Annotated in this window: 20 protein-coding genes and 1 tRNA gene; 7 read left to right on the forward strand and 14 right to left on the reverse strand. The window is 70.3% G+C overall.

Features of this window, described 5'->3' with window-relative positions; genetic code table 11:
- Positions 1 to 624 precede the first annotated feature (624 nt).
- From ACWGKJ_RS16125 to ACWGKJ_RS16145, 5 genes are all read left to right on the forward strand, one after another.
- Positions 625 to 1,950 (forward strand): ABC transporter substrate-binding protein, encoded by a 1,326-nt coding sequence (locus ACWGKJ_RS16125; RefSeq protein ID WP_385029898.1) that lies wholly within the window; start codon positions 625 to 627, stop codon positions 1,948 to 1,950.
- Positions 1,951 to 2,105: 155 nt separating this feature from the next.
- Positions 2,106 to 3,104, forward strand: a complete 999-nt coding sequence (locus ACWGKJ_RS16130; RefSeq protein WP_385029901.1) for a carbohydrate ABC transporter permease — start codon at positions 2,106 to 2,108, stop codon at positions 3,102 to 3,104.
- Positions 3,105 to 3,119: 15 nt separating this feature from the next.
- On the forward strand, positions 3,120 to 4,034 hold the full coding sequence (locus ACWGKJ_RS16135) for a carbohydrate ABC transporter permease (RefSeq protein ID WP_385029904.1): 915 nt from the start codon (positions 3,120 to 3,122) through the stop codon (positions 4,032 to 4,034).
- 151 nt (positions 4,035 to 4,185) lie between these two features.
- Positions 4,186 to 5,643 carry a GH1 family beta-glucosidase gene (locus ACWGKJ_RS16140; protein WP_385029907.1) on the forward strand — a complete coding sequence of 486 codons (1,458 nt, stop codon included), beginning with the start codon at positions 4,186 to 4,188 and terminating at the stop codon, positions 5,641 to 5,643.
- Positions 5,644 to 5,881: 238 nt separating this feature from the next.
- Complete coding sequence (locus ACWGKJ_RS16145; protein ID WP_385029910.1) at positions 5,882 to 6,931, forward strand: LacI family DNA-binding transcriptional regulator; 1,050 nt, start codon at positions 5,882 to 5,884, stop codon at positions 6,929 to 6,931.
- Positions 6,932 to 7,066: 135 nt separating this feature from the next.
- Here the strand turns inward: ACWGKJ_RS16145 and ACWGKJ_RS16150 are convergent, their stop codons facing one another.
- From ACWGKJ_RS16150 to ACWGKJ_RS16170, 5 genes are all read right to left on the reverse strand, one after another.
- On the reverse strand, positions 7,067 to 7,753 hold the full coding sequence (locus ACWGKJ_RS16150) for a peptidoglycan-binding protein (RefSeq protein ID WP_385029913.1): 687 nt from the start codon (positions 7,751 to 7,753) through the stop codon (positions 7,067 to 7,069).
- A 253-nt stretch (positions 7,754 to 8,006) separates the two neighbouring features.
- A complete protein-coding gene (locus tag ACWGKJ_RS16155) occupies positions 8,007 to 8,951 on the reverse strand; it encodes a quinone oxidoreductase family protein (RefSeq protein WP_385029916.1) in 945 nt (314 codons plus the stop codon).
- Between the two features lie 292 nt (positions 8,952 to 9,243).
- Positions 9,244 to 9,316, reverse strand: a tRNA-His gene (locus tag ACWGKJ_RS16160).
- Between the two features lie 124 nt (positions 9,317 to 9,440).
- Positions 9,441 to 10,043 carry an oligoribonuclease gene (gene orn / locus ACWGKJ_RS16165; protein ID WP_385029919.1) on the reverse strand — a complete coding sequence of 201 codons (603 nt, stop codon included), beginning with the start codon at positions 10,041 to 10,043 and terminating at the stop codon, positions 9,441 to 9,443.
- Between the two features lie 93 nt (positions 10,044 to 10,136).
- On the reverse strand, positions 10,137 to 11,351 hold the full coding sequence (locus ACWGKJ_RS16170) for a helix-turn-helix domain-containing protein (RefSeq protein WP_385023730.1): 1,215 nt from the start codon (positions 11,349 to 11,351) through the stop codon (positions 10,137 to 10,139).
- Positions 11,352 to 12,224: 873 nt separating this feature from the next.
- Here ACWGKJ_RS16170 and ACWGKJ_RS16175 point away from each other — a divergent pair.
- Positions 12,225 to 12,746 (forward strand): universal stress protein, encoded by a 522-nt coding sequence (locus tag ACWGKJ_RS16175; RefSeq protein WP_385023732.1) that lies wholly within the window; start codon positions 12,225 to 12,227, stop codon positions 12,744 to 12,746.
- Positions 12,747 to 12,960: 214 nt separating this feature from the next.
- Here the strand turns inward: ACWGKJ_RS16175 and glmS are convergent, their stop codons facing one another.
- Both glmS and ACWGKJ_RS16185 read right to left on the reverse strand, forming a co-directional pair.
- Positions 12,961 to 14,778: a glutamine--fructose-6-phosphate transaminase (isomerizing) gene (glmS, locus tag ACWGKJ_RS16180; RefSeq protein ID WP_385023734.1), complete on the reverse strand. Its 1,818-nt coding sequence runs from the start codon at positions 14,776 to 14,778 to the stop codon at positions 12,961 to 12,963.
- Positions 14,779 to 14,804: 26 nt separating this feature from the next.
- Positions 14,805 to 15,080, reverse strand: a complete 276-nt coding sequence (locus ACWGKJ_RS16185; protein WP_385023736.1) for a hypothetical protein — start codon at positions 15,078 to 15,080, stop codon at positions 14,805 to 14,807.
- 216 nt (positions 15,081 to 15,296) lie between these two features.
- Here ACWGKJ_RS16185 and ACWGKJ_RS16190 point away from each other — a divergent pair, with 216 nt between their 5' ends.
- Entirely contained in the window at positions 15,297 to 16,952 is a 1,656-nt protein-coding gene (locus ACWGKJ_RS16190; protein WP_385023738.1) for a beta-N-acetylhexosaminidase, read from the forward strand.
- A 91-nt stretch (positions 16,953 to 17,043) separates the two neighbouring features.
- Here the strand turns inward: ACWGKJ_RS16190 and ACWGKJ_RS16195 are convergent, their stop codons facing one another.
- The 7 genes from ACWGKJ_RS16195 to ACWGKJ_RS16225 all read right to left on the reverse strand — a co-directional run bounded on the left by ACWGKJ_RS16195 (position 17,044) and on the right by ACWGKJ_RS16225 (position 24,284).
- The gene (locus ACWGKJ_RS16195) at positions 17,044 to 18,072 is read right to left on the reverse strand and encodes an ABC transporter substrate-binding protein (protein WP_385023740.1); all 1,029 of its coding nucleotides are present in this window, start codon (positions 18,070 to 18,072) and stop codon (positions 17,044 to 17,046) included.
- Positions 18,073 to 18,289: 217 nt separating this feature from the next.
- Positions 18,290 to 19,000, reverse strand: a complete 711-nt coding sequence (locus ACWGKJ_RS16200) for a response regulator (protein ID WP_385023742.1) — start codon at positions 18,998 to 19,000, stop codon at positions 18,290 to 18,292.
- Positions 18,997 to 20,238 (reverse strand): sensor histidine kinase, encoded by a 1,242-nt coding sequence (locus ACWGKJ_RS16205; protein WP_385023744.1) that lies wholly within the window; start codon positions 20,236 to 20,238, stop codon positions 18,997 to 18,999. Before ACWGKJ_RS16205 ends, ACWGKJ_RS16200 begins: the two co-directional genes overlap by 4 nt.
- 74 nt (positions 20,239 to 20,312) lie before the next feature.
- Positions 20,313 to 20,873 carry a hypothetical protein gene (locus ACWGKJ_RS16210; RefSeq protein WP_385023746.1) on the reverse strand — a complete coding sequence of 187 codons (561 nt, stop codon included), beginning with the start codon at positions 20,871 to 20,873 and terminating at the stop codon, positions 20,313 to 20,315.
- Between the two features lie 315 nt (positions 20,874 to 21,188).
- Positions 21,189 to 21,920 (reverse strand): amino acid ABC transporter ATP-binding protein, encoded by a 732-nt coding sequence (locus ACWGKJ_RS16215; RefSeq protein ID WP_385023748.1) that lies wholly within the window; start codon positions 21,918 to 21,920, stop codon positions 21,189 to 21,191.
- Positions 21,920 to 23,419: an ABC transporter substrate-binding protein/permease gene (locus ACWGKJ_RS16220; protein WP_385023750.1), complete on the reverse strand. Its 1,500-nt coding sequence runs from the start codon at positions 23,417 to 23,419 to the stop codon at positions 21,920 to 21,922. The genes ACWGKJ_RS16215 and ACWGKJ_RS16220 overlap by 1 nt, the downstream gene beginning before the upstream one ends.
- Positions 23,420 to 23,537: 118 nt before the next feature.
- Entirely contained in the window at positions 23,538 to 24,284 is a 747-nt protein-coding gene (locus tag ACWGKJ_RS16225; protein WP_385023752.1) for an IclR family transcriptional regulator, read from the reverse strand.
- Positions 24,285 to 24,567 lie beyond the last annotated feature (283 nt).

Here is a 24,567-nt window from a genome sequence, read left to right on the forward strand (position 1 = left end):
TGACGCCGCCAACGGCTGACGCCACCCACAACTGACCTCACCCACAGCTGACGCCCCCTCAAGACGGACGCCCCGGCCGGTTCACCCCCCACCCGGCCGGGGCGTTTGCCGTGCGCGGACCCACCACCGTCCCGGACAACCCCCACCCCTCGTTCTCCCGGTCGGAGTTCGGAGGAAAAAGGCGTAACCCGCCCCGGGCGCGGCCCCCTTCCAAGCCCCGTTCATCTCCCGGTATGCAGCCGTGATCCAGGCCCCAGCGCGGTCCTCCCCGGATCAGCGGCCGGGTGATACACCACCACCACCCCGCTGATCTGCGGGAATTGACCCGCACCCGGTGCTGCCCGCAAACGGCGTCCCCGGTGGCAAGAGCCGTGCCGGACACGTTCGCGTGACGTGCGGGACACGCTCGGGCAACGGAACCGCCTTCAACTCTTGACACCCACCCCTCCAAGGCAGCAACCTTCCGGCATCGGCGCATGGGAGCGCTCCCACATCGCACGGGTTTTTCCCGTACGGACTGAACGGCCCGTGCCTCCCCCCTTGCACTTCCCGGCACTCGCACTCACCAGCGCGTATGCCGCGCAGTAAGAACGCCAGTCCCACCCTGGAACAAGGAGTAGTGGAATGCGCATCACCCGCACCGTCGGCGGCCGCCGCCGCAGAGCAGCGGTCATCGCCACCACGGGCCTGACAGCGACCGCCCTGTTGCTGGCCGGCTGCAGCAGCGACTCGTCGGACTCGGGCAAGAGCACCGACGCCGACGGGAACATCACCCTGACCGTCGCGGACTACGGGCAGTTCGGCTACAAGGAGGCCGGGCTCTTCGCCCAGTACCACAAGCTGCACCCGAACATCACGGTCAAGGAAGACGTCACCGCTGATGAGAAGGTCTACTACCCCAAGATGCTCCAGGAGCTGAACGCGGGCAGCGGACTGGCCGATGTGCAGGGCATCGAGGTCGGCCGTATCAAGGAGGTCGTCGACACCAAGGCGAACGACTTCGCGGACCTCAGCAAGGTGATCAACGTCGGTGACTGGCTCTCTTGGAAGGAGAAGCAGGCCACCACGTCCGACGGCGCGGTGATCGGCGCGGGTACGGACATCGGCCCCATGTCGCTCTGCTACAACACCGAACTCTTCAAGAAGGCCGGGCTGCCGACCGACCGTGCCGCCGTCGCCAAGAAGGTCGCGGGCGGCTGGAACTCCTACCTCCAGCTCGGTGAGGAGTACAAGAAGAAGGCCCCCGCCGGTACGTACTTCATGGACTCCGCGAGCGCCATGTTCAACGCCGTGGTGAGCTCGAACGCGAAGCAGTACTACGACGCGAGCGGCAAGGCGATCTACAAGGACAGCCCCAGCGTGAAGGAGGGCTGGAACCTGGCCGCCGACGCCGCGTCGAAGAAGCTCACCCAGGGCCTCGCCCAGTTCAACGACCCGTGGGTGGCCGCCCTGCGCAAGGGCACCGTCGCCACGGTGGCCTGCCCCGCGTGGATGGCCGGTCAGATCTCGACCAACGCCGGTGCGGCCAACAAGGGCAAGTGGGACATCACCACGGCCCCCGGCTCGTCGGCCGCCAACTGGGGCGGTTCCTTCCTCGCGGTGCCCAAGAAGGGCAGCCATGTCACCGAGGCCGGCGCCCTGGTCAAGTGGCTGACGGCGCCCGCCCAGCAGGCAGCGGTCTTCAAGGCGATCGGCGCCTTCCCGTCCAACAAGGGCGCGTACGACCTGCCCGAGGTGAAGAACGCCAAGCTGTCGTACTTCAACAACGCGCCGGTCGGCCAGATCTACGCCGACGAGGCCAAGACCATCCCGCTGGCCGTACTCGGTGAGAAGGACGCGGTCATCAAGGACACCTTCTCCACGCAGATCAACAACATGGAGCAGCGGGGCACCAGCCCGGACGACGCCTGGTCCGCCGCCACCAACGCCATCGACAAGGCAATCGGCTAGGCGCTCGGCTAGACACCTCCCGCGCGGATCCGGTCCGATCCGTACGGAAGGCACTGACCACCGCCGGGCGGGTGGCCCGCAACCGCCCGCCCGGCCCCCGCCGTCAGGCCGGCACCGCCACCCGGGCCGGCGTCCCCCAGGAAGGACTCCCGACTGTGTCCCTATCGGCACCCGCCCGGGATGCTCACACCCCGCCCCCCTCCGGTTCTCCGGAGACCTCGGCGGCCGACCGCCGGCAGAAGTGGCGCAGCAGGCTGTGGAGGTTCGACGACAAGGCATCGCCGTACGCCTACATCGCCCCGTTCTTCCTGGTCTTCGGCGCCTTCGGGCTCTATCCGCTGCTCTACACCGGCTGGATCGCCCTGCACCGGGTGGAGATGACCGGTCTCGACCAGATGCAGTGGGTCGGCTGGGCCAACTTCGACCGGATCCTGCACGACGCCGAGTTCTGGACGGCGGTCTCCAACACCTTCCTGATCGGTGTGATGTCGGCGGCCCCCCAGCTGCTCGTCGCGCTGGGCCTGGCCCATCTGCTCAACTACAAGCTGCGGGCCAGCACCTTCTTCCGCACCATCATCCTGACCCCGTACGCCACATCGGTGGCGTCGGCGGCCCTGGTCTTCGCCCTGGTCTTCCGGGCCGACGGCGGCCTGCTCAACTGGCTGCTGCACTTCATCGGCCTCGGTCACACCAACTGGGCCAACGGGCACTGGACTTCGAAGATCGCCATCTCGGTCATCGTCATCTGGCGCTGGACCGGCTACAACACCCTGATCTACCTGGCCGCGATGCAGGCGGTTCCCAGCGATCTGTACGAAGCGGCCTCCATCGACGGAGCCTCGCGCTGGCAGCAGTTCCGCAAGGTGACCATCCCCTCGCTGCGGCCGACGATCCTCTTCACGATCGTCATCTCGACCATCGGCTCCATGCAGCTCTTCGGCGAGCCGCTGCTCCTGGAGGGCGGCACCCTCGGCGCCACCGGCGGCAACGAGAATCAGTACGAGACGCTCAGCGTCTACCTCTACAACTACGGCTGGAATCTGGGGCACCTCGGTCCGGCCGCCGCGGTGGCCTGGGCGATGCTCGCCCTGCTGCTGATCATCGCCGCGATCAACTGGCTCATCGGCCGTTACGTACGCAAGTCCGCGGCCTGACCGGGAGCGAAATCCATGACCATGACCAGCCCCACCCACGCGCCAGGTCTCACCCCCCGGCCGGTCCCCGCACCCTCCGCGCCCCGCCGCCGCTTCCGGCCCGGCGCCGGCCAGCAGCTGAAGGGCGGCCCCTTCTCCTATGTCGCGCTGATCGCCGTCGGTATCGGCTCCATCCTGCCGCTGTACTGGACCCTGGTGGCCGCGTCCCACACCCAGGACGAGGTGCTGGCCAGTACACCGCCGTTCCTGCCCGGCGGCCGGCTCGTCCACAACCTCAACGCCGCCTGGAACCAGGCCCACCTCGGCAAGGCGATCGTCAACTCCGTCATCGTCTCCGGCTGCATCACCGCGGCCACGCTCTTCTTCTGCACGCTGGCCGGGTACGCCTTCGCCAAGATGCGGTTCCGGGGGCGCGGCGGACTGATGACCGCGGTCATCGCCACCCTGACCATCCCGCCGCAGCTCAGCGTCGTCCCGCTCTTCATGATGATGTCCAAGATCGGCTGGGGCGGGAACCTGGAGTCGGTGATCTTCCCGACCCTGGTGAGCGCGTTCGGTGTCTTCTTCATGCGGCAGTACCTACTGGAGGCGCTGCCGTACGAACTGGTCGAGGCGGCCAAGATCGACGGCGCCAACAACCTCCGTATCGTGCGCAGCGTGGTCCTCCCGGCGGCCCGCCCCGCGATGATGGTGCTGGGGATGCTCACCTTCGTCCAGGCGTGGAACGACTTCTTCTGGCCCTATCTCGCCCTCAACCAGCAGAACCCCACCCTGCAGGTCGCGCTCGGTCAGCTGAGCGCCTCCTACACGCCGGACCAGAGCATCGTGATGGCGGGCGCGCTGATCAGTACGCTGCCGCTGCTCGTGGTGTTCGTGATCTTCGGCAAGCAGATCGTCGGAGGCATCATGTCCGGCGCCGTCAAGGGGTGACCTCTGCGTCTCCCGTCCTCCCCGGTGCGTCCCGTACGGCCCGTGCCTGACCGCGAGCCGTACGGGACACCGGAGCCGGACCCGTTCCGTCTTCCCCACCGCCCGTCTTCCCCACCGCCCCTGTTCCGCCCACCCCTGGGAGCGCTCCCGCATGACCGTCGTACGATCCGAGACCACCACCCGTGAGCAGGCGCCCGAGGCGGCGGAATTCCCCGTGGGCTTCGTCTGGGGCGCGGCCACCGCCGCCTACCAGGTGGAGGGCGCCGCCGCCAAGGACGGCCGCACCCCCTCCATCTGGGACACCTTCAGCCACACCCCGGGCAAGATCCGCAACGGCGACACCGGCGACATCGCAGCCGACCACTACCACCGCTACCGCGACGACGTGGCCCTGATGAAGGAGCTGGGCCTCAAGGCGTACCGCTTCTCGGTCTCCTGGTCGCGGGTGCAGCCCACCGGCCGCGGCCCGGCCGTGGAGCGCGGCCTCGACTTCTACCGCAGACTCGCCGACGAACTGCTCGAAGCGGGCATCACCCCGGTCGCCACGCTCTACCACTGGGACCTGCCACAGGAGTTGGAGGACGCGGGCGGCTGGCCCCACCGGGCCACCGCCGACCGCTTCACCGACTACGCGGAGATCATGGCGGGCGCACTCGGCGACCGCGTCGGCATGTGGACCACGCTCAACGAGCCGTGGTGCTCCGCCTTTCTCGGTTACGGCTCAGGGGTGCACGCCCCGGGCCGCACCGAGCCCGCCGCGACCCTGCGGGCGGCCCACCACCTCAACCTCGCCCACGGCCGGGCGACCGAGGTGCTGCGCGGCCGACTGCCCGCCACCGCGCAGATCTCGGTCACCCTCAATCTCCACCAGGTCCGCCCGCTCACCGGCAGCGCGGCCGACGCGGACGCCGCACGCCGGATCGACGCCGTCGGCAACCGGATCTTCACCGGCCCGATCCTGGACGGCGGCTACCCCGAGGACCTGCTCGCCGACACCGCCCATCTGGTGGACTGGCCGGAGCTGGTCAGGGACGGCGACCTGGCCACCATCGCGGCGCCCATCGACGTACTCGGCGTCAACTACTACACGCCGACGCTGGTTTCGACCCCGGAGAGCGGTGCGGGGGACACCCGCGACGACGGTCACGGCAGCAGCGACCACTCGCCGTGGACCGGGTCCGAACATGTCGCCTTCCACCTCGCGGAGGGCAAGAAGCGCACCGCGATGAACTGGGCGATCGACCCCGACGGGCTCTACAGCCTGCTGACCGACGTCAGCAGGGAGCACCCGGGGCTGCCGCTGATGGTCACCGAGAACGGCGCCGCGTTCGACGACTACGTCTCGCCCGAGGGCCAGGTCGCCGACCCCGAGCGGATCGACTACCTGCGTGGCCATCTCGACGCCGTACGGCGGGCGGTGGCCGACGGCGCCGATGTGCGCGGCTACTTCCTCTGGTCCCTGATGGACAACTTCGAGTGGGGGTACGGGTATTCGAAGCGGTTCGGCGCGGTCTACGTCGACTACGCGTCCCAGCGCCGTATCCCGAAGGCGAGCGCCCACTGGTACGCCGATGTGATCCGGCGCCACGCGCTGCCGCCGGTGGACTGACCCGGCCGGACCCCGGCGGACGGCCGGAGCCGGGCAGCGCGCCCGGCCCGGCCCGTTCTGCGGCGGTCCCGTCGCCCCGTACAGTGGGAGCGCTCTACAGTGGGAGCGCTCCCATCGCGTTCTCCTCACAGGCGTGCGCTACGGGACGGGCCGGGCCCCGGGCGGGTCGAGGAGCCGGAGACCGGACTTGGTCCGGTTATCCGACTTGTGAGAAATTGACCGCGAACGGGAGGCAGCCATGACGGCAGCGCGAGTACGGAGCGGCGGGCGGCCCACGCTCGAAGAGGTCGCGGCACGGGCCGGGGTCGGCCGCGGCACCGCCTCCCGCGTCATCAACGGATCGCCCCGGGTCAGCGACCGCACCCGCGAAGCCGTCGAGACCGCGGTCGCCGAGCTGGGATACGTACCCAACCGGGCGGCCCGCGCGCTCGCCGGGAACCGTACGGACGCCATCGCGCTCGTCGTCCCCGAGCCGGAGACCCGCTTCTTCGCCGAGCCGTACTTCTCGGACATCGTCCGGGGGGTCGGCGCCGCGCTCGCCGACACCGAGATGCAGCTGCTGCTCACCCTCGTCGGCAGCGACCGCGAGCGCGACCGGCTCGCCCAGTACCTGGCCGCGCACCGGGTGGACGGGGTGCTGCTCGTCTCCGTGCACGCCGACGACCCGCTGCCCGACCTGCTCCAGCAGCTCGACATCCCGGCCGTGGTCAGCGGCCGGCGCTCCTACCAGGAGACGCTTCCCTCGGTCGACTCGGACAACTACCAGGGGGCGCGCAGCGCTGTCGGGCATCTGGTGGCGCGGGGGAGACGCAGGATCGCGACCATCACCGGGCCGTCCGACATCTACGCCGCGCAGTGCCGCCTGGACGGGTACCGCAGGGCGGTCGCAGCCGCGGGCGCGGACGGTGACGGGGCGCTCGTCGCCCCCGGCGACTTCTCCGAGGAGAGCGGCAGACGGGCGATGGAGCTGCTCCTCGACCGCCGCCCCGATCTGGACGCGGTGTTCGCCGCGTCCGACGTGATGGCCGCGGGCGCCCGCCAGGTGTTGCGCGAGCGCGGTCGGCGGGTGCCCGACGATGTGGCCCTCGTCGGGTTCGACGACTCGGTGATCGCCCGTCATATGGACCCGCCCCTGACGAGTGTGCGCCAGCCGATCGAGGAGATGGGCCGCGCCATGGCCCGTCTGCTGCTCTCGGAGATCGCGGCACACCGCTCGCCGGGGACGGCCGCCGTCGAGCGGTCCCAACTGGTGCTCCCGACGGATCTGGTGCCACGGCTCAGCTCGTAACGGCCTCGCGGCAGCGGCAGCAGCACCCGTACGTGTACCGGCAGCGGCACCCGTGTGCGTATCGGTCGCCGCACCCGTGCCCGCACCCGTACGCGTCCCGGTATGCGCATTCGGGCCGGCCCCCCGGCCCCGCGCTCAGTTGCCGCCCCCGGCGGGCGGGGTGCCCGGCGCGCGCAGCGGTTCGCGCGAGGTCTGGCCCGGAATGCCGCCGTCCGCCGCGCTCTTGCGAGCGTGCGCCGCGAACTCGGGCCAGCTGCCCGGGTCCTGATGGTCGTTCTCCGGCACCTGGGAGTGCCCGTACCAGCCGGCGGCGTGTTCCCAGGTGCTCTCCCTGCGGTGCGAGGTGAAGTCGGCCGGCCGGCCCATCGGCCAGGTGTCGGGCACACCCCAGGACTTGACCCAGCCGTTCAGGTCCGCCCAGCCCTTGCACGGGGTGTCCGTGAGCTTCGCGTAGACCTTGCCGTCCACCCGGCAGTACGGGAAGAAGAGCGCCTCGATCTGGATCACGACCGAGCCCGCCCGGTTGGTACGGGTGCCGCCCTCCCGGTCCACCAGGCTCTTCGCCCGTGAGGTGGCCGGGGTGAACTGGGTGAACCGCCCGGTGAACGGAGACCAGAGCAGATGCGGGGCGGCGGCCTTCCCGGTGGCGGTGCGCCCGAAGTGGTCGGCGAGCCGCTCGTACGGGACGAGGTCGGCGGGTTCGGCTGCGGTGGCGTTCTTGTCCCAGGTGATGTGGGCGACCGCCTTGGCTGGGCCGCCGGCTGTGGGCGCGTGGTCACCGGTGTCGAGGCGCTGGGCGCCGGGCATCCAGAGTTCGGACATGGTCTCTCCACAGCAGGGAGTGGCCCTGGGCCCGGGCGGCGCAGGGCAGGGGCCTGCTGCCAGGTCCAACCGGCGACCGGCGCCGTACGTCACGGAGACCGGGAGGGCGCACGGAGTGACCGGGAGAACAGCGGGAGCGGCGGCGGCGCACACGGCGGCGCACAGACGACGGAGGCCCGGCCTGTACGCGCAGACCGGGCCTCCGTCAGAAGATTCCTACGGGGTAGTGACAGCGGCCCTGCAACCGGCCCGCCTACGGAACCAGCACCACCTTGCCGAACAGGCCGCCGCCTTCGACCAGTTCATGTGCCCGACGCACCTGCGCCATGGGCAAGGCCTCGTGGATGACACCCCGCAGGCGCCCTGCTGCGGCGGCCTCGAACAAGGCCTCGGCGTGTGGTGCGATTTCGGCACCTGGAAGTGAACCGAGGCTGAAAGCAATGAAGGTGGGCGACCGGTGGTAATGCTGCAGCAGGGCCTTGCCGAACCCGGCGTCGGGAGATCCGCCCGCGGCGCCGCACAGGACAAAACGCCCGTTCGATGCCAGCCGACCGACCCATACGCCGATCTCGTCGCCGCCGACTGTGTCGAGCACCACGTCGTACTCCCCGGAGAAGCCGGCCTCGCTGCTGGGCACTACCCGGGATGCACCGAACTCGGCCAGCCGGTCGTCCGGTCTCGTGCGGGAGACGACGGCAGTGACGTCGGCCCCCTGAGCAGCAGCCTGCTGAACGGCCATCAGGCCGATGCCTCCGCGTGCTCCCCTGATCGCCACGGAATCACCGGGGCCGACACCGGCCTTTTCGAGACCGACGCGGGCCACCAGTCCGTTCACGCCGATGGCCACGGCCTCGTTCGCGCTGACGGCCGCCGGCACGGTGGCCAGACTGTCGGCTGCGACCAGTGCCTGCTCTGCGTATCCACCGCCCTGGACCACGGCGAACACGCGGCGCCCGACCCAACCGGCGTCCACGCCCTCACCCGCCGCCGTGACGACCCCGGCTATCTCCACGCCGGGGACGAAGCCCGGTACGGACAGCGGCTGGTACTCGCCTCGACGGGCCATGATGTCCACGAAACCGACCCCGCTGGCCTCCACCTGGACCACGGCTTGCCCTGCACCGGCCACCGGATCGGCCACCTCGGTCAGCCCGAGTGCGTCCGCGCCGCCGAAGGCGTCCACGACTACGGCCTTCACGCCCACCACCTCTGTTCCGTGCCTGTTCCCGTACTGCGCATGGCAACCATCAGGCAGCAACCGTTCATTCCCCGAAACGCGCACCTACGGAACGCCCGAAAGCCGACGAGTGATGGCGGTGGGCCGCAGACTCGGCAAGAAGTACTTGGACCGCAAGCGGGCCGGGCCCGCCGGTCACGCGGTGAACGCCCGCCGACCGCCCCGCGACGAGATCGCTTCAGCGCTCGATGTGGCAGGGAGCCAAACGACTGAGGGCTGACCCGCCTATGCAGGTCAGCCCTCAGTCACTGAGGGTGAGTAACGGGACTCGAACCCGCGACATCCTGGACCACAACCAGGTGCTCTACCATCTGAGCTATACCCACCATGACCGTGTCGTTTCCGACCGGCCGAGAAAAAGTGTACAGGGTCCGGGAGGGTGCTCGCTCCCGCCTTTCGGGCGGGTCCCCGGCGTTTTCCGTGCGCCCGCCCCGATCCGGACGCGCGGCGCTAATCCGCAGGCAGGACGTGCTTGGCCGCGATCTTCTTCGCGGTGTCCGAGTCCGGCCCAGGCTGCGGTACGAAGACCGCCTCCCGGTAGTAGCGCAGCTCCGCGATGGACTCACGGATGTCCGCCAGCGCCCGGTGGTTGCCCTTCTTCTCCGGGCTGTTGAAGTAGGCGCGCGGATACCAGCGGCGGGCCAGCTCCTTGACCGACGAGACATCCACGATCCGGTAGTGGAGGTAGCCCTCAAGGTCCTTCATGTCGCGCAGCAGGAAGCCCCGGTCGGTACCGACCGAATTCCCGCAGAGCGGCGCCTTGCCCGGCTCCTTCACATGCTCGCGCACATACGCCAGCACCTGCGCCTCGGCGTCGGCCAGCGTCGTACCGCCGTCCAGCTCGTCGAGCAGGCCGGATGAGGTGTGCATCTTCCGCACCACGTCGGGCATGGTCTCCAGGGCCCCGGCGGGCGGGCGGATCACGATGTCCACCCCTTCGCCGAGCACGTTCAGCTCCGAGTCGGTGACCAGTGCGGCCACCTCAATGAGTGCGTCGTCCGTCAACGAGAGCCCGGTCATCTCGCAGTCGATCCACACCATGCGATCGTTCATGCGCCCTACCTTAGACCGGCCGGCAAGGGGCGCCGCCGTCCCCCGGCGGCGGTCGGTCCCGAGGGGGCCGAGCTCCGGCCCCCTCGGGCACTCCTAGGTCGCGCTCCGCTGCCCGGGCACCACCGGGCGGCCCGGTGCATAGGTGTCCGAGCCCGGCTTTCCCGGCTCGGGCTGCACGGGGGAGCCGGGCTGTGGCGCCGTGGGCCGGTCGCCGCCCGGCGCCGGGACGCGGCGGGACTGCGGGACGCCCTCCGCCACCGGGACCACGGCCACGGCCTCGGACGGCTGCGGCCTGCGGGCCCGGTACGCCGTCCGGTACGCGGCGGGCGAGGAGCCGAGCTGGCGCCGGAAGTGGCCGCGCAGCGCGACCGGCGACCGGAAGCCGCAGCGGCCCGCGACCTCGTCCACCGAGTAGTCCGACGTCTCCAGGAGGCGCTGCGCCTGGAGCACCCGCTGGGTGATCAGCCACTGGAGCGGCGCACTGCCGGTGAGCGAGCGGAACCGGCGGTCGAACGTCCGGCGGCTCATGTACGCGCGGGCCGCCAGCGTCTCCACGTCGAACTGCTCGTGGAGGTGCTCCAGCGCCCAGGCGACGACCTCCGCCAGGGGATCGGAGCCGATTTCCTCGGGTAAAGACCTGTCGAGGTAGCGCTCCTGGCCGCCGCTCCTGCGCGGGGGGACCACCAGCCGCCTGGCGAGCGCGCCCGCCGCGTCCGCGCCGTGGTCCGTCCGCACGATGTGCAGGCACAGATCGATTCCCGCCGCGGTCCCGGCCGAGGTCAGGACGTCGCCGTCGTCCACGAAGAGCTCACGCGGGTCCACATGGACCGACGGATAGCGCTTCGCGAGCGTCGGAGCGTACATCCAGTGGGTGGTCGCCGGCCTGCCGTCGAGGAGTCCGGCGGCGGCGAGCACGAACGCGCCGGTGCACAGCCCGACGATCCGGGCGCCCTCCTCATGGGCGCGGCGCAGCGCGTCCAGCGCCTCGGGCGGCGGCGGCGAGGTGATCGACCGCCAGGCCGGGACGACGACGGTGCCGGCCCTGCTGATGGCCTCCAGGCCGTACGGCGCGGTGAGTTCGAGACCGCCCGTGGTGCGCAGCGGGCCTTCCTCGCCCGCGCTCACCAGCAGCCGGTAACGCGGCACCCCGGCGTCCTGCCGGTCGATGCCGAAGACGGAGAGCGGAATCGAGCTCTCGAATATGGGGCCGCCGCTGAAGAGCAGTACCGAGACGATCTCCTTGCGGCGGCGCCCGGAGAGCTTTCTTACGGTCTCCGCCACGGCGGTGGAGTCCTGGCCCTGACTCATGGTGCTAAGCCCCCCTCGGTGCTCACGGCTCCCTGATCCTGTCGGGACTGTCGCTCCTGCAAACTGCTTTTAATCGTCACAGCCCCTCGGTCCAGCACGAGATCCCCCGCCTTTTACCCATGATCGAATCTACTGTGTCCCGTGCTTCTGGCGTGACAAGTTCGACTGTCGGCGTTATGTCGACATGGCAACTTGGCGCGAAGCATTCGATCAGGAAGCGTTTCACTCAGGAAGCCCCCAGGGAAGTGGGCAATCCGTGCATGGCCCGTCCCAGTAGGGTGCGTGAGCCGCCGTTGGTCCTTTCATCCCTGGTGGCACGGGGGTTGACGTATCGTTCCGCCAAGGTCGGGGTAGGTCACTTAAGTTGGCTGAAAACGATCGGGCGTGCAGGTGGGATTCAGTCAGTGGACCGGCGTGCGCCTCTCAGGCTGCCACTGGAACCTGTGCGCTCCCGGCACGCCGGGCCCGCGCGCCGCGTGTACGGCGGCCGGACGGCAGCCGTACGGCCCCTGCCTGCGCGACCCGGCCCCTGCGGGCGCCCGGCAGCCGTCCGGCGGGCTGCCGTCCGGGATCCGGCACGCGCGCCGGGGAGCGCGGCGGAGCCCGTACGGGAGGCGCGCCGCGGCCGCTCTCCGGCTCCCGCGGCCCGGCGGGGAAGCTGTAGACACCACCTGGCATTGCCATTTACCGGCCTGCTCGGGCATGCTCCCTGGAACGCCGGACCGGATCGGCGGGCAGTGGGCAGGAGAGGAGTGTCGCCGTACTCTGGAGGGTATGGGCTTGGGAAGATGATTCCCGGACACAGCTCCGCCGGACACGCTCCACCGTCAACTGCCGTTCCCTCCCAAGAGGATCTTCTTCGCCGAGATACCGATGGCCGGTTACGAATTCTCCGAACCCGCGGACCGCAGGCAGATCGCCGATCCATCGGCCGAACTCCATGCGGCGGACGAACCACGTCACGCATGTGATCCCGCTTTCAGACACGGGGTCGTCGTCGGTTTCGACGGCTCGACCTCCAGTGAGCGGGCCCTCGCCTATGCCATCGGCATGGCCGTACGACTGGGCTCCGGCCTGATCATCGTCCATGTCGCCAACCGGCTGCCGACCACGGTCTGGGCGGGCTGCGAGCCCCCCGTCTTCGTGGACGTGCCGGACCACAGAACCGAAGTGCTCGGCCTCGAACTGGCCTGCGCGGACTACCTCGCCGATGTGCCGTGGATCCTGGTGGAGCGCGGCGGCGACATCTGCCACGAACTGGAGGAGGTCGGCCGGGAGTACGAGGCGAACGCGATCGTCGTCGGCTCCACCCACGGCATCGTCGGGCGGATCTTCGGTTCGGTGGCCGGCCGCCTCGCGCGGCGCGCCCAGCGGCCGGTCATCGTCATCCCGTAACGCCTGCGGGTCCGGCCCGTGTGTGCCGTCTGCCCGGAGCCGGTCCCGCGGGCCGTCTGCCCGGAGCCGGTCCCGGGGCCCGTCCACCCGGCCGCCCGGCACACAACACCGGCTGCCCCCGGGGCGGTTGGCGCCGGGAGCAGCCGGGAGCAGCCGGACGCGGTGGACGGCAGCCGGTCACGGCAGGCCGGGGCGTCCGTGACCGGCCGGGCGGCTACTCGACGGTGACCGACTTCGCCAGGTTGCGCGGCTTGTCGATGTCCCGGCCCAGGGACAACGCCGTGTGGTAGGCGAGCAGTTGCAGCGGGATGCCCATCAGGATCGGATCCAGCTCGTCCTCGTTCTTGGGCACCACGACCGTGTGGTCGGCCTTCGGCTGCTCCTGGTGCGCGACCGCGAGGATGCGCCCATCGCGCGCCTTGATCTCCTCCAGCGCCGCCCGGTTCTTCTCCAGCAGATCGTCGTCGGGCACGATCGCGACGGTCGGCATGGCGGGCTCGATCAGCGCGAGCGGCCCGTGCTTCAGCTCCGACGCCGGGTACGCCTCGGCGTGGATGTACGAGACCTCCTTGAGCTTCAGGGACGCCTCCCGTGCCACCGGATAGCCGCGCACCCGCCCGATGAACATCATCGACCTGGCGTCCGCGTACTCGGCGGCCAGCTTCTCGATCTCGTCCTCCCGGTCCAGGATCTCGGCGATCTGGCCCGGCAGCTTGCGCAGCCCCGCGATGATCCGCTTGCCGTCCGCCACCGAGAGGTCACGGATCCGGCCCAGGTGGAGCGCGAGCAGTGCGAAGGAGACGACCGTGTTGGTGAAGCACTTGGTCGAGACGACACAGACCTCCGGGCCCGCGTGCACATACACCCCGCCGTCGGTCTCGCGGGCGATGGCGGAGCCGACGACATTCACCACGCCCAGCACCCGGGCGCCCTTGCGCTTCAGCTCCTGCACCGCCGCCAGCACGTCGTACGTCTCACCGGACTGGGACACGGCGACATACAGCGTGTCGGGGTCCACCACCGGGTTGCGGTAGCGGAACTCGGACGCCGGCTCGGCGTCCGCGGGGATCCTGGCCAGCTCCTCGATCAGCTGGGCGCCCATCTGCCCCGCGTGGTACGAGGTGCCGCAGCCGAGGATCTTCACCCGGCGTACGCCCCGCGCGTCCCGGGCGTCCAGGTTCAGTCCGCCCAGGTGCACGGTGGAGAAACGGTCGTCGATCCGGCCGCGCAGCACCCGGTCGACCGCCTCGGCCTGCTCGGAGATCTCCTTGTGCATATACGTGTCGTGGCCGCCCATGTCGTACGACTCGGCCTCCCACTCCACGGTGGTCTGCGTCGGCGATGTGGTGGAGCCCTCGGTCGTGTACGTACGGAAGTCGTCGGCCTTGAGGGTGGCCATCTCGCCGTCGTCCAGCGTGACGACCTGGCGGGTGTGCGAGACGAGGGCCGCCACGTCGGACGCGACGAACATCTCCTTCTCGCCGACGCCCAGGACGACCGGCGAGCCGTTGCGGGCGACGACGATGCGGTCAGGGAAGTCCGCGTGCATGACCGCGACGCCGTAGGTGCCCTCGATCAGCCGCAGGGCCTCGCGGACCTTCTCCTCCAGCGTCGCCGCGGGGGAGCGGGCGATGAGGTGGGTGAGTACCTCGGTGTCGGTCTCGGAGAGGAACTCCACGCCTTCGGCGTTGAGCCGGGCGCGGAGGTCGGACGCGTTGTCGATGATGCCGTTGTGGACGACGGCGACCTTGTTCTCCGCGTCCAGGTGCGGGTGGGCGTTGTGGTCGCTGGGGGCGCCGTGGGTGGCCCAGCGGGTGTGGGCGATCCCGGTGGTGCCGGTGAACCGCTTGGGGACCCGGGCCTCCAGGTCACGCACGCGGCCCTTCGCCTTGACCATCTTCAGCGCGGCGGACTTGGGCGAGGAGATGACGATGCCGGAGGAGTCGTACCCCCGGTACTCAAGCCGCTGCAGCCCCTCCAGCAGCAGCGGTGCCACATCGCGCTTGCCGATGTACCCGACGATTCCGCACATATCGTTCCTCGGTTTCCTCTTGGTTCCTAGCCGTAGATCATGCGGCGCAGCTGCCGCAGCGAGAGCTCGGGCGGTGCCACTGCACGATGAGGCAGCTCGTCCGAGATCTGCTGGAAGATGTCCGGGTTCGTCTGTCCACGGGCCTGCAGTTCGCGGTGGCGCCTGCGGACGAACTCCTCCGTCGTCTCGTCGAAGTAGGCCAGCACATCGAGGACCACCCGGGCGGCTTCGCCGCGCTGGAGGGCGGAGCTGCGCACCAGGTGGTCGATGAGGTCGTCGTACGACGGACGGGATGCGGACACCTGTTGATATTGGAGTGGTGCGAGGTCATGCGCAATATTTCTGCCCGGTATCGGGCAGATATGGCCCGGTCGGCCGCTACGGAATCAGTTGTTCCGGCCCCATGCGCCCCCAGGAGTGGTCTATACCCTTGACCCTCCCAGGGGCGTGCGGTACCCATGGGGCACGTTCGGTTGCCCAGCACCACAGTTGCGAGACCCTCCGAAGGGAATCCGCTTGTGAGACTGCACAGAACACCCGGATCCAGGTCCCTGCACCGGTCCCTGCCCAGGTCCCTGCCCCGGTTCCTCGGTACTTTCCTGCTCGTCGCGGCCGCCGGGTTCGCCGGCACCGGAGCGGCCCCCGCCGCCGGCCCCACCGCGTCCGCCGCCCCCGCCGTCCGTCCGCTGGGCGCGATCATCCCGGCGCCCTCCTCCGTGCACCCCGGCGGCGCCCCGTACGCGATCACCGCCAGGACCCGCATCCGGGCGGACTCCGCCGAGGCGCGCCAGGCCGGCTCGTATCTGGCGGGGCTGCTCCGCCCTTCCACCGGATACCCGCTGCCGGTCACCGGCGCCGCGCACGGCGGCCGCGACGACATCACCCTGACGCTCAGCCCCCGTGAGCACGGCCTCGGCGACGAGGGGTACCGGCTGGTCAGCTCCGTACGAGGGCTCACCATCACGGCGCGGAAGTCCGCCGGGCTCTTCCACGGTGTCCAGACGCTGCGTCAGCAACTGCCGGCGGCCGTCGAGGCGCACCGGCGGCAGCCCGGACCGTGGCAGATCGCGGGCGGCACCGTCACCGACGTACCCCGGTACGCCTACCGGGGCGCCATGCTCGATGTCTCGCGCCACTTCTTCACCGTCCAGCAGGTCGAGCGGTACATCGACGAGCTGGCGCTCTACAAGATCAACAAACTGCATCTGCACCTCAGCGACGACCAGGGCTGGCGCATCGCCATCTCCACCTGGCCGAAGCTCGCCACCTACGGCGGCTCGACCGAGGTCGGCGGCGGCAAGGGCGGCTACTACACCAAGGCGGACTACCGGGAGATCGTGCGTTACGCGGCCTCGCGCCATCTCGACGTCGTCCCCGAGATCGATCTGCCCTCGCACACCAACGCGGCCCTCGCCTCCTACCCGGAGCTGAACTGCGACGGCGTCGCGCCCCCGCTCTACACCGGCACCGAGGTCGGCTTCAGCTCGCTGTGCGTGCCCAAGCCGGTGACGTACGACTTCGTGGACGACGTGGTGCGTGAACTGGCCGCGCTCACCCCCGGGCAGTATCTGCACATCGGCGGCGACGAGGCGCACTCCACCAGCCAGGCCGACTACAACGCCTTCATGGACAAGGCGAAGGCCATCGTCACCAAGCACGGCAAGAAGGTCGAGGGCTGGCACCAGATCACCGCGGCGGCCCCGGTGAAGGGCGAGATCGCCCAGTACTGGGGATATGACGCGACCGGCGCCGCCGAGCGTGCGGAGGTCGTGGCGGCGGCGAAGAAGGGCACCAAACTGGTGATCTCGCCGGCCGACCGCGCCTACCTCGACATGAAGTACACGGCCGACACCAAGCTCGGCCTGGACTGGGCCGGTCTGGTCCCGGTGCAGCGCTCGTACGACTGGAACCCGGAGACCTATCTGGCGGGCGCGCCGGCCGGTTCGGTCCTCGGGGTCGAGGCGCCGCTCTGGGCGGAGACGCTGACCACCAGCGAGGACATCGACTACATGGCCTTCCCGAGGCTGCCCGGCATCGCCGAACTGGGCTGGTCGCCGCAGTCCACCCACGACTGGGACGCCTACCGGACCCGACTCGCCGCGCAGGCGCCCCGGTGGGACGCGCTCGGGATCGGCTACTACCGGTCGCCCCAGGTGGACTGGCCCGCGGGGTAGCGGTCCCGGGGTCCCGGTGGGCCCGGCGTACGGAGAGGACCGGTCTCCGTACGCCGGGCTGTCCGGGCGACCGGCTCCGGCCGGCTGCTGGTCAGCTGACCTTCTTCGCCGTCTCTATCGCCTTGGCCAGCGCCTCCAGGGCCGGGGCGCACTTGTCGTAGGAGAAGATCGGGTCGGTCGTGGAGCGCGGGATGACCTGTCCGGCCTTGACCGCGGGCAGCTGGCCCCAGGTCGGCTTGGACTTCAGCGCGGACGGCTGGAGGGCGGAGGTCCGGTTGTCCATCATGATGATGTCGGCCGGGTACTTGTCGGCGTTCTCCCAGCTCAGGTCCTCGAACCAGCCGTCCTTGTCGACCTTGTCCGGCACGACGATGTTGACGCCGAGCTCCTTGAAGTACCGCAGGTCGGCCGAGGGCTCCGGGGTCGAGATGTAGAGCAGGTCGGCGCTGGCCGAGCCGATGAGCACCTTGATCTTCGGGTTGGCCTTCGCGGCGGAGCGCAGCCGGGCCGCCGCCTTCTCGAAGCGGGCCTTGGCGTCGGTGACCTTCTTGGCCTTCAGGTCGGCGCCGAGGGACTGGGCGAGCTCGGCGTGGCGCTGGAGCGCGGCGGGCATCGAGGTGCGGGCGACCATGAGCGCGGCGCTCGGGGCGAGCTTGAGGATCTTGGACTTGGACTCGTCGGGCACGTACCAGAGGGCGCCCTTGTCGTACATGCCGGTGATCAGCAACTGGGGGCCGAGCGCCGCGTACTTCTCGACGTTGAACTCGCCCCATACGTTGCCGAGTATCTCGACCTTGCTGATGTCGAGGTCGCCGGCCTGGACGTCGGGCTTGCCGTCCTTGGTCTTGGTCGGACCGAAGACCGCCGCGACCTCGACGCCGTAGTCGTGCAGCGCCGCCGCGGTCCCGGTGAAGGCGACGATCTTGGTGGGGGTCGAGTCGGCCTTGGCGGTGATACCGCGGTCGTCCTTGAAGGACCAGGGGCCCGAGTCCGATTTCGCAGAGCCCGAGCTCTTCGAACCGCTGCCGCCGCAGGCGCTGAGGGCGGCACCGGCACCGATGACGCCGCCTGCGGCGAGGATGCCGCGGCGGGAGAAGTGGGAGGCGCGGGCGAGGGGCATGGCTGGGCTCTGCTTTCCGTACGTGCCGGGACGGCCACTGGTGGCTCCGGATCGGGCGAATCCAGGTCGAGCGATTCCCGGTCAGGCTAGCCTAACCTCACCTTTTGCCCACCGGGTGGGGGCCGTACCTGCTGCCCGGCCCGGACACGGTGCGGGGCGGGGCGGGGTCGTACGAGAGGGGCGCGGCCGGTGTGCGGGGGAGTGGTTACGGGGGCGGTCACGGGGTCCGCTCGGCCAGCCCGGACCGCCAGGCCCAGGCGATCAGCGAACCCCGGTCCTCCAGGGCCAGTTTGGCCAGGACGTGGTTGAGGTGGGTCTTGACCGTCGCCTGGCTGACCACCATCTCCTTGGCCACCTGCCGGTTGTTGAGGCCCTGGGCCACCAGCCGTACGACGTCGACCTCGCGGCGGGTGAGGCCCTCGGCCCCGGGCGGAAGCCCGGCCGCCGCCTCCGCCGTGGGCGCGGCGGGGGCAGGCACTGCGGGCGCGGAAGCGGCCGATTCCCTTTCGTTCACGACGAGTTCGACCAGGCGGCGCTGGACCGCGGGGTCGAGCGCGGTGTGTCCGGCGGCCACATCGCGGACCGCGGCGAGCACCGCCTCGCCGGTGGCGTCCTTCGTCAGATAGCCGGAGGCGCCCGCCCGCAGCGCCGGCATCACCGCGTCGTCGTCCGCGTACGTGGTCAGGATGAGCACCCGGACCCCGATGTCCGCGGCGACGACCCGGGCCGTCACCTCGGCGCCGGTCAGCCCCGGCATCCGCAGATCGACGAGGGCGACATCGGGCCGCTCCTCCGTGGCCAGCCGCACCGCCTCGGGCCCGTCACCCGCTTCGGCGACCACCTCCATGTCGTCGGCCGACGAGAGCAGCAGCACGACCCCGTCCCGCACCACTGCCTGATCGTCCGCCACCAGCACCCGAATCGTCACCCGTCCGCCTTCCCGCCAGGGCGCGGCGTCCGGACGCCGGCCGATGTCTGCACGGCCCCATCCTGCCTGCCCGGCCCGTCGCCCACGGCCCCCGGGACCGGTACCCGCACCTCGGTCCGCCAGCCAGGACCGCCGGGCGCCGGGCCGGCGGACAGCGTCCCGCCGACGGCCTCGATCCGCTCGGCCATGCTCCGCAGCCCGGTGCCGCTGCCCTGTACGCCCGACGGTCCGCGGCCGACCGGGCGCCCGTGGTCGCGGACCTCCACCCGCAACTCCGCTTCCGTCCAGGCCAGATCCACGTCGATGACGCTCCCGGTCGCGTACCGCGCCGCGTTCGTCAGCGACTCCTGGACCGCCCGGTACACCGCATGGCCCGCGTCGGCGCCGAGCGGGTGCGGCCGGCCGGTGACCCGCAGGTGGGCGTCGCCGGGGAAACCGCCGACCAGGCCCTTGAGGTCGTCCACCCCACGGAGCGGTGCGTGGCGCAGCGCGCCGACCGCGGCGCGCGCCTCCTGGACCCCGTCCCGTGCGAGGTCCGCCGCCCGGTCGAGCGGGCCGGTCAGCGATGCGGGGGCGCCGTCCCGGTTCGCGATCGCCCGCACCGCCTGCAGCTGCACGGAGAGCCCGGCCAGGCTGTGCGCCAGTACGTCGTGCATCTCCCTGGCGATACGGCTGCGCTCCTCGACGGCCGCCGCCTCCTGGAGGGCCTGCCGGGACGCCTCCACCTCGGCCAGCAGCGCAACGGCCCGGTCCCGCTCGGTCTGGAGGGCGGTGTGCTCCACGGACCGGTCGGCGAGCAGCCAGACGCCCACCCCGGCCAGCAGCCCGGCCAGGCTGGCGGTGATCACCATGATCGTGATCCCGTACACGGCCGACACCACCGCGACGCCGGTCGTCCGCATGGGCCCCGCGGGCAGCCGCAGAACGAGGACGGCGACGCCCGCGAGCACCGGTACGGAGCCGAGCCCGGTCGGCACGAGGAGCGAGATCGCGAGACCGGCACCGATGGTGACCGTCGCGCCCACGGCGCCCAGGACGGACGGCAGCATCCGCCGGCCCAGCAGCATCCCCAGCTCAGCGAGGACTCCCAGCGCACCGACGACGATCCTGAGGGACGTTCCGTGGGCCGCGAGCACGGTGACCGCCATACAGGCCACCATGGCCGCCGCGCCCCTGAAAGAGCCCCGGTCCAGCGGTTTCCAGCCCGGTGCTTCCCAGACCGGCGTGCTCCAGTCCACCGGGTTCCTCCACCAGCGCCCGTTCATCCCCGCACTCCGTTCTCCGCCGGCCGGTCCGTTCCGGTCCGCCCCGGTCAGACGTAGGTGCCGGGGCGCGGCGCCGGTGCGGCGGACGGCGACTCGGCGTGGGTGGCGTGGTTGTTGCGGGCCATCAGGAGCCCGCCCCGGGCGACGATCGTACCGATCCGTACGACGACCTCGCCGAACGCCATCAGGACGAGGGCCACCACCCAGGCCTGGCCGCTGGTGATGTCATGGGCGACGGAGAAGTGCGCGAGATGGGTCTGGCCGGAGGGGTGGCTCGACCAGATGGCGAAGCCGAGCCGGAAGCCCATGCAGATCACCCAGAGCGCCGCGGCGCTCGCGGTGGCCCTGATGCGCACGTGACCTTCCGCGTAGCGGACGCGGGTCAGCAGGCCGGAGACGAGGCCGAAGACGATTCCCACGCCGGCGAACCCCGCGATCAGCGGCAGGTCGTTCCCCGCGGTCGGGAAGGCGTCCAGGTAGTTGAAGCCGGTCCAGGTGATGATGCCGAGGGGCAGCAGGACGGTGCGGGCGGTGAGCCGCTCCTCCTTGAGCTGCCGGAAGACGATGAGGAGGAGGGCGATGTCGATGATCCAGTCGGTGAGCGTCATGGCTTCGACTATTCGCTCCGGCGCCCCGGATTCCCTCAACCTACGGGTGGAACGCGGGTGGAACCCGGGTGCAGCCGGACCTCCACCCGGGGCGTGAGGCCGCAGGTGGAGCCCGCCCCGTCCGGAGACCTCCCGGTGGCGCCCTGCCGGCCCGGAGCCCGGCCCGTCCGGCGCCCTGCCGGTCCGGATGCGGCCCGCCCGCACCGGCAGAAGGACCCCGTAGCGGACCGCACCGGCAGGAGCACCCCGTAGCGGACCGATCCCGGAGGGCGGACCCCGTAACGGACCGCACCCGGCGGGCGGACCCCGTAACGGCTACAGCACCTTCGCCAGGAAGGTCCGGACCCGCTCGTTCTCGTTCGTGTCGGAGAAGAACTCGTCGGGCGGCAGATCCGCGGCGATCCGGCCGCCGTCGATGAAGACGACCCGGTCGGCCACCTTGCGGGCGAAGCCCATCTCGTGTGTGACCACGACCATGGTCATGCCCTCCTTGGCCAGCCCGGTCATGACGTCCAGGACGTCCTGGACGACCTCCGGGTCCAGCGCGGACGTCGGCTCGTCGAACAGCATCAGCTCGGGGTCCATGGCCACCGCCCGTGCGATGGCGACCCGCTGCTTCTGCCCGCCGGAGAGCCGGTTCGGGTAGACGTCGGCACGCCCGAGCATGCCGACCCGGTCCAGCAGGGCGCGGCCCTTGGTCTCGGCCTCCTCGCGCGTCCTGCCGAGCACGTTCATCTGCGGCAGCACCACATTGCGCAGCGCCGTCATGTGCGGGAAGAGGTTGAACTGCTGGAAGACCATGCCCATCCGGGCACGCAGCCGGTCCAGGTTGGACTCGGTGGCGCTGAGTTCGTCGCCCGAGAACACGACGCGTCCCGATGTCGGGGTCTCCAGCAGGTTGAGACAGCGCAGGAACGTCGACTTGCCGCCGCCGCTGGGCCCGATGACCGCCACCACCTGTCCGGGCTCGACGGTGAAGTCGATGCCGCGCAGGACCTCGTGGTCGCCGAACGACTTGGTGACGCCCTGGGTTTCGAGGAGTGCCATCAGACGTACACCGCCATCTTCTTCTCTATCGCATGGGTCGCGAAACCGATGATGTTGGTGAGGATGTAGTAGAGGAGGCCGATGAAGAGATAGACGGTCAGGGCGTCGAACGTCCTGGATATGACCGTCTGGCCCACCAGGAACAGCTCGCTGATCGTGACGAACGAGACCAGCGTGGAGTTCTTCGTCAGCGAGACGAACTCGTTGCCCAGCGGCGGCAGCATCCGCAGGAACGCCTGCGGTACGACGACATGGCGCATGGCCGACGCATGGGACATCCCGCAGGACCTGGCCGCCTCGATCTGCCCCCGGTCCACCGACTGCACGGCGCCCCGGAAGATCTCGGTGACGTACGAGCCGCTGTACAGGCCGAGCGAGAGCACCCCCGCGACCATGGGCGGCAGTTGCAGCCCGAGCTGGGGCAGACCGAAGTAGATCAGGAAGAGCTGGACGACGAAGGGGGTGCCGCGGATCACGGAGACATAGGCGTTGCCCAGCCAGCGCACCGGCGCGATCCCGCTGAGCCTGGCGAAGCCGCCCACCATGCCGAACAGCAGGCTCAGGCAGAGCGACATGAGGATGACCTCGATGCTCACCAGCAGGCCGTGCCATATCTGGCCCCAGGAGTCGATGATCGTCTGCGGGTTGAGCAGCGCGTGCTTCTTCTTGGCCTTGGCCTGGGCCGCGGCCCCGAACCACTTGTGGGTCAGCTTCCCGTAGGAGCCGTCGCTCTTCATCGCCTTCAGCGCGCCGTTGAACGCGGCGGTCACCGCTGTGTCCGCCTTCGGGAAGGCGTAGCCGTAGTCCTCGCCCGTCAGACGCTTGCCGACCTGCTTGAGGCCGCCCTGCTGGGAGGCGAAGTACTGGCCGGCCGGGGCTCCGGTGACGACGGCCGCGGCCTGGCCCAGCTTCACGGACGAGAACATCTGCTGGTTGGTCTGCACCGTGACCAGCTTGGCCCGCGGCTGGTTCTCCTTGAGCCACTCCACGGACTTGGTGCCGACCTGGACCGCGACCCGCTTGCCCGCGAGGTCGTCCAGGGAGTGGACCGTGTCGTCCTTGTCGGCGGTGAACATCGCGAGCCCGCCCGGGTAGTACACGTCCGAGAAGTCGATGACCTTGGAGCGCTCCTTGTTGATGTAGATCCCGGAGGCCCCGACGTCGATCTGGTGGGCCTGGAGCGCCGGGACGATGTTCCCGAACGGCATCTGCGTGAAGCTGACCTTCTTGATGCCCGCACGCTTGGCGAGCGCCCTGACCAGCTCGATGTCGAAGCCGACCCGGCCGCCCTTGGCGTCGGTGAACTCGAAGGGCGGGAAGGTGGCGTCGGTGCCCACCCGCAGGGTGGCCCGCCCCGAGCGCAGCTGTTCCAGCTTCTGGGACCCCTTGTCCGCCTGCTGAGCGGCGGAGGCGGGTGAGGCCGCGGCCAGCAGAAGGAAGGACGAGAGGAGCCCGGCCAGCACGGCTGCGCCCCTTCGCCCGACGGGTGCTCTTACCATGTTCCACTCCATTCGGGCCTTGCGTTTGTACGAGTTCAGGTGACGGGGCTGTGGCGGCGTAACACCTGGCGCCCGGCGCACCCCTCGTAGCGGGCGGCCCGTGGGCGGTCCCGGGCCGTCACGTCGGCGGCTCATCGAGTCGGCCGATGTCCTGCGCGGCGGCGTGCGTGAGGGTGAGCAGCGCCTGGTGGTTGCGGCGGCCCCGGAACTCAGGGGCCATGGTGGAGACCGTTCCGGTGAGCCGGCCCTCCGGGTCGAGGACCGGGACGCTGACGCCCCAGACGCCCTCGTCGACGGCCCCGGTGCTCATGGCGTACCCGCGGTCGCGGATGCGGTGGAGGTCGGCGGCCAGCGCCTCGGCCTCGGCCGGGCCCAGCCCGTGCGCGGCGCAGACCTCGCTCACGCGTGCGGCCGGGAGGTGGGCCAGGAGCGCCTGTGCGCTCGCCCCGAAGGTGAGCGGCTGGCCGAGCCCCGGTGAGAAGCTGCACTTGATCACGCGTGATCCCTCGGCGGCCTCGACGCACAGGACGTGCTGGCCGCTGGGTATCAGGAAGGCCGCCAGCTCCTCGGTGTCGGCCGCCAGCCGCTCCAGCCGGCGCTTCACGCCCCCGCCGCTGAGCATCTCGCGCCGGTAGTTCACCGCCATCTGCACGGCGAGCGACCCCGCGCAGTACCGGCCGCGCGTCCGCGTCGGGCTGACGAGCCCCAGCCTGGTCAGGTCGCCCAGGTGGCGGTAGACCGCACTGACGGGGATGCCGGTGCGGCGGGAGAGGTCCTGAGCGGTCACAGACGCCTGCTCGGCGAGCACGGCCAGGATGGCACCGGTTCTGTGGGCGGGACCCGGAGCGGTCTTTCCGGTAATCACCCGGCAGACCTTAGGGAACAAATCCAGCCACGACGAGACCGTTGTCTCACCCACTGGGAAGTTGGCTATCAGTCAGTGGGAGATGTGCGATGTGACGGAGTTGGTGACTGCTTTTGTGAATTATCCGTATCTATAGGGATATTCCTTGTTGAGGTCTGTCCGGTTGATGCGCTCTGGGGTCCGGAGGGGAACCTGTCGCACGAGGCTGGAAGACGGCCAAAAATACGGCCTTGACCTCAATCAATCTTGAGGTTCTACGGTGACCGCGTTCCGTCGATGACGA

This window comes from Streptomyces sp. NPDC054757 (assembly GCF_053612185.1).

Coding starts and splice junctions, on each gene's coding strand:
- ACWGKJ_RS16220 (WP_385023750.1), bottom strand. CDS start 23,419: ATGGTAAGAGCACCCGTCGGGCGAAGGGGCGCAGCCGTGCTGGCCGGG.
- glmS (WP_385023734.1), bottom strand. CDS start 14,778: ATGTGCGGAATCGTCGGGTACATCGGCAAGCGCGATGTGGCACCGCTG.
- ACWGKJ_RS16215 (WP_385023748.1), bottom strand. CDS start 21,920: ATGGCACTCCTCGAAACCCAGGGCGTCACCAAGTCGTTCGGCGACCAC.
- ACWGKJ_RS16140 (WP_385029907.1), top strand. CDS start 4,186: ATGACCGTCGTACGATCCGAGACCACCACCCGTGAGCAGGCGCCCGAG.
- ACWGKJ_RS16135 (WP_385029904.1), top strand. CDS start 3,120: ATGACCATGACCAGCCCCACCCACGCGCCAGGTCTCACCCCCCGGCCG.
- orn (WP_385029919.1), bottom strand. CDS start 10,043: ATGAACGATCGCATGGTGTGGATCGACTGCGAGATGACCGGGCTCTCG.
- ACWGKJ_RS16150 (WP_385029913.1), bottom strand. CDS start 7,753: ATGTCCGAACTCTGGATGCCCGGCGCCCAGCGCCTCGACACCGGTGAC.
- ACWGKJ_RS16195 (WP_385023740.1), bottom strand. CDS start 18,072: ATGCCCCTCGCCCGCGCCTCCCACTTCTCCCGCCGCGGCATCCTCGCC.
- ACWGKJ_RS16170 (WP_385023730.1), bottom strand. CDS start 11,351: ATGAGTCAGGGCCAGGACTCCACCGCCGTGGCGGAGACCGTAAGAAAG.
- ACWGKJ_RS16210 (WP_385023746.1), bottom strand. CDS start 20,873: ATGACGCTCACCGACTGGATCATCGACATCGCCCTCCTCCTCATCGTC.
- ACWGKJ_RS16175 (WP_385023732.1), top strand. CDS start 12,225: ATGGCCGGTTACGAATTCTCCGAACCCGCGGACCGCAGGCAGATCGCC.
- ACWGKJ_RS16145 (WP_385029910.1), top strand. CDS start 5,882: ATGACGGCAGCGCGAGTACGGAGCGGCGGGCGGCCCACGCTCGAAGAG.
- ACWGKJ_RS16125 (WP_385029898.1), top strand. CDS start 625: ATGCGCATCACCCGCACCGTCGGCGGCCGCCGCCGCAGAGCAGCGGTC.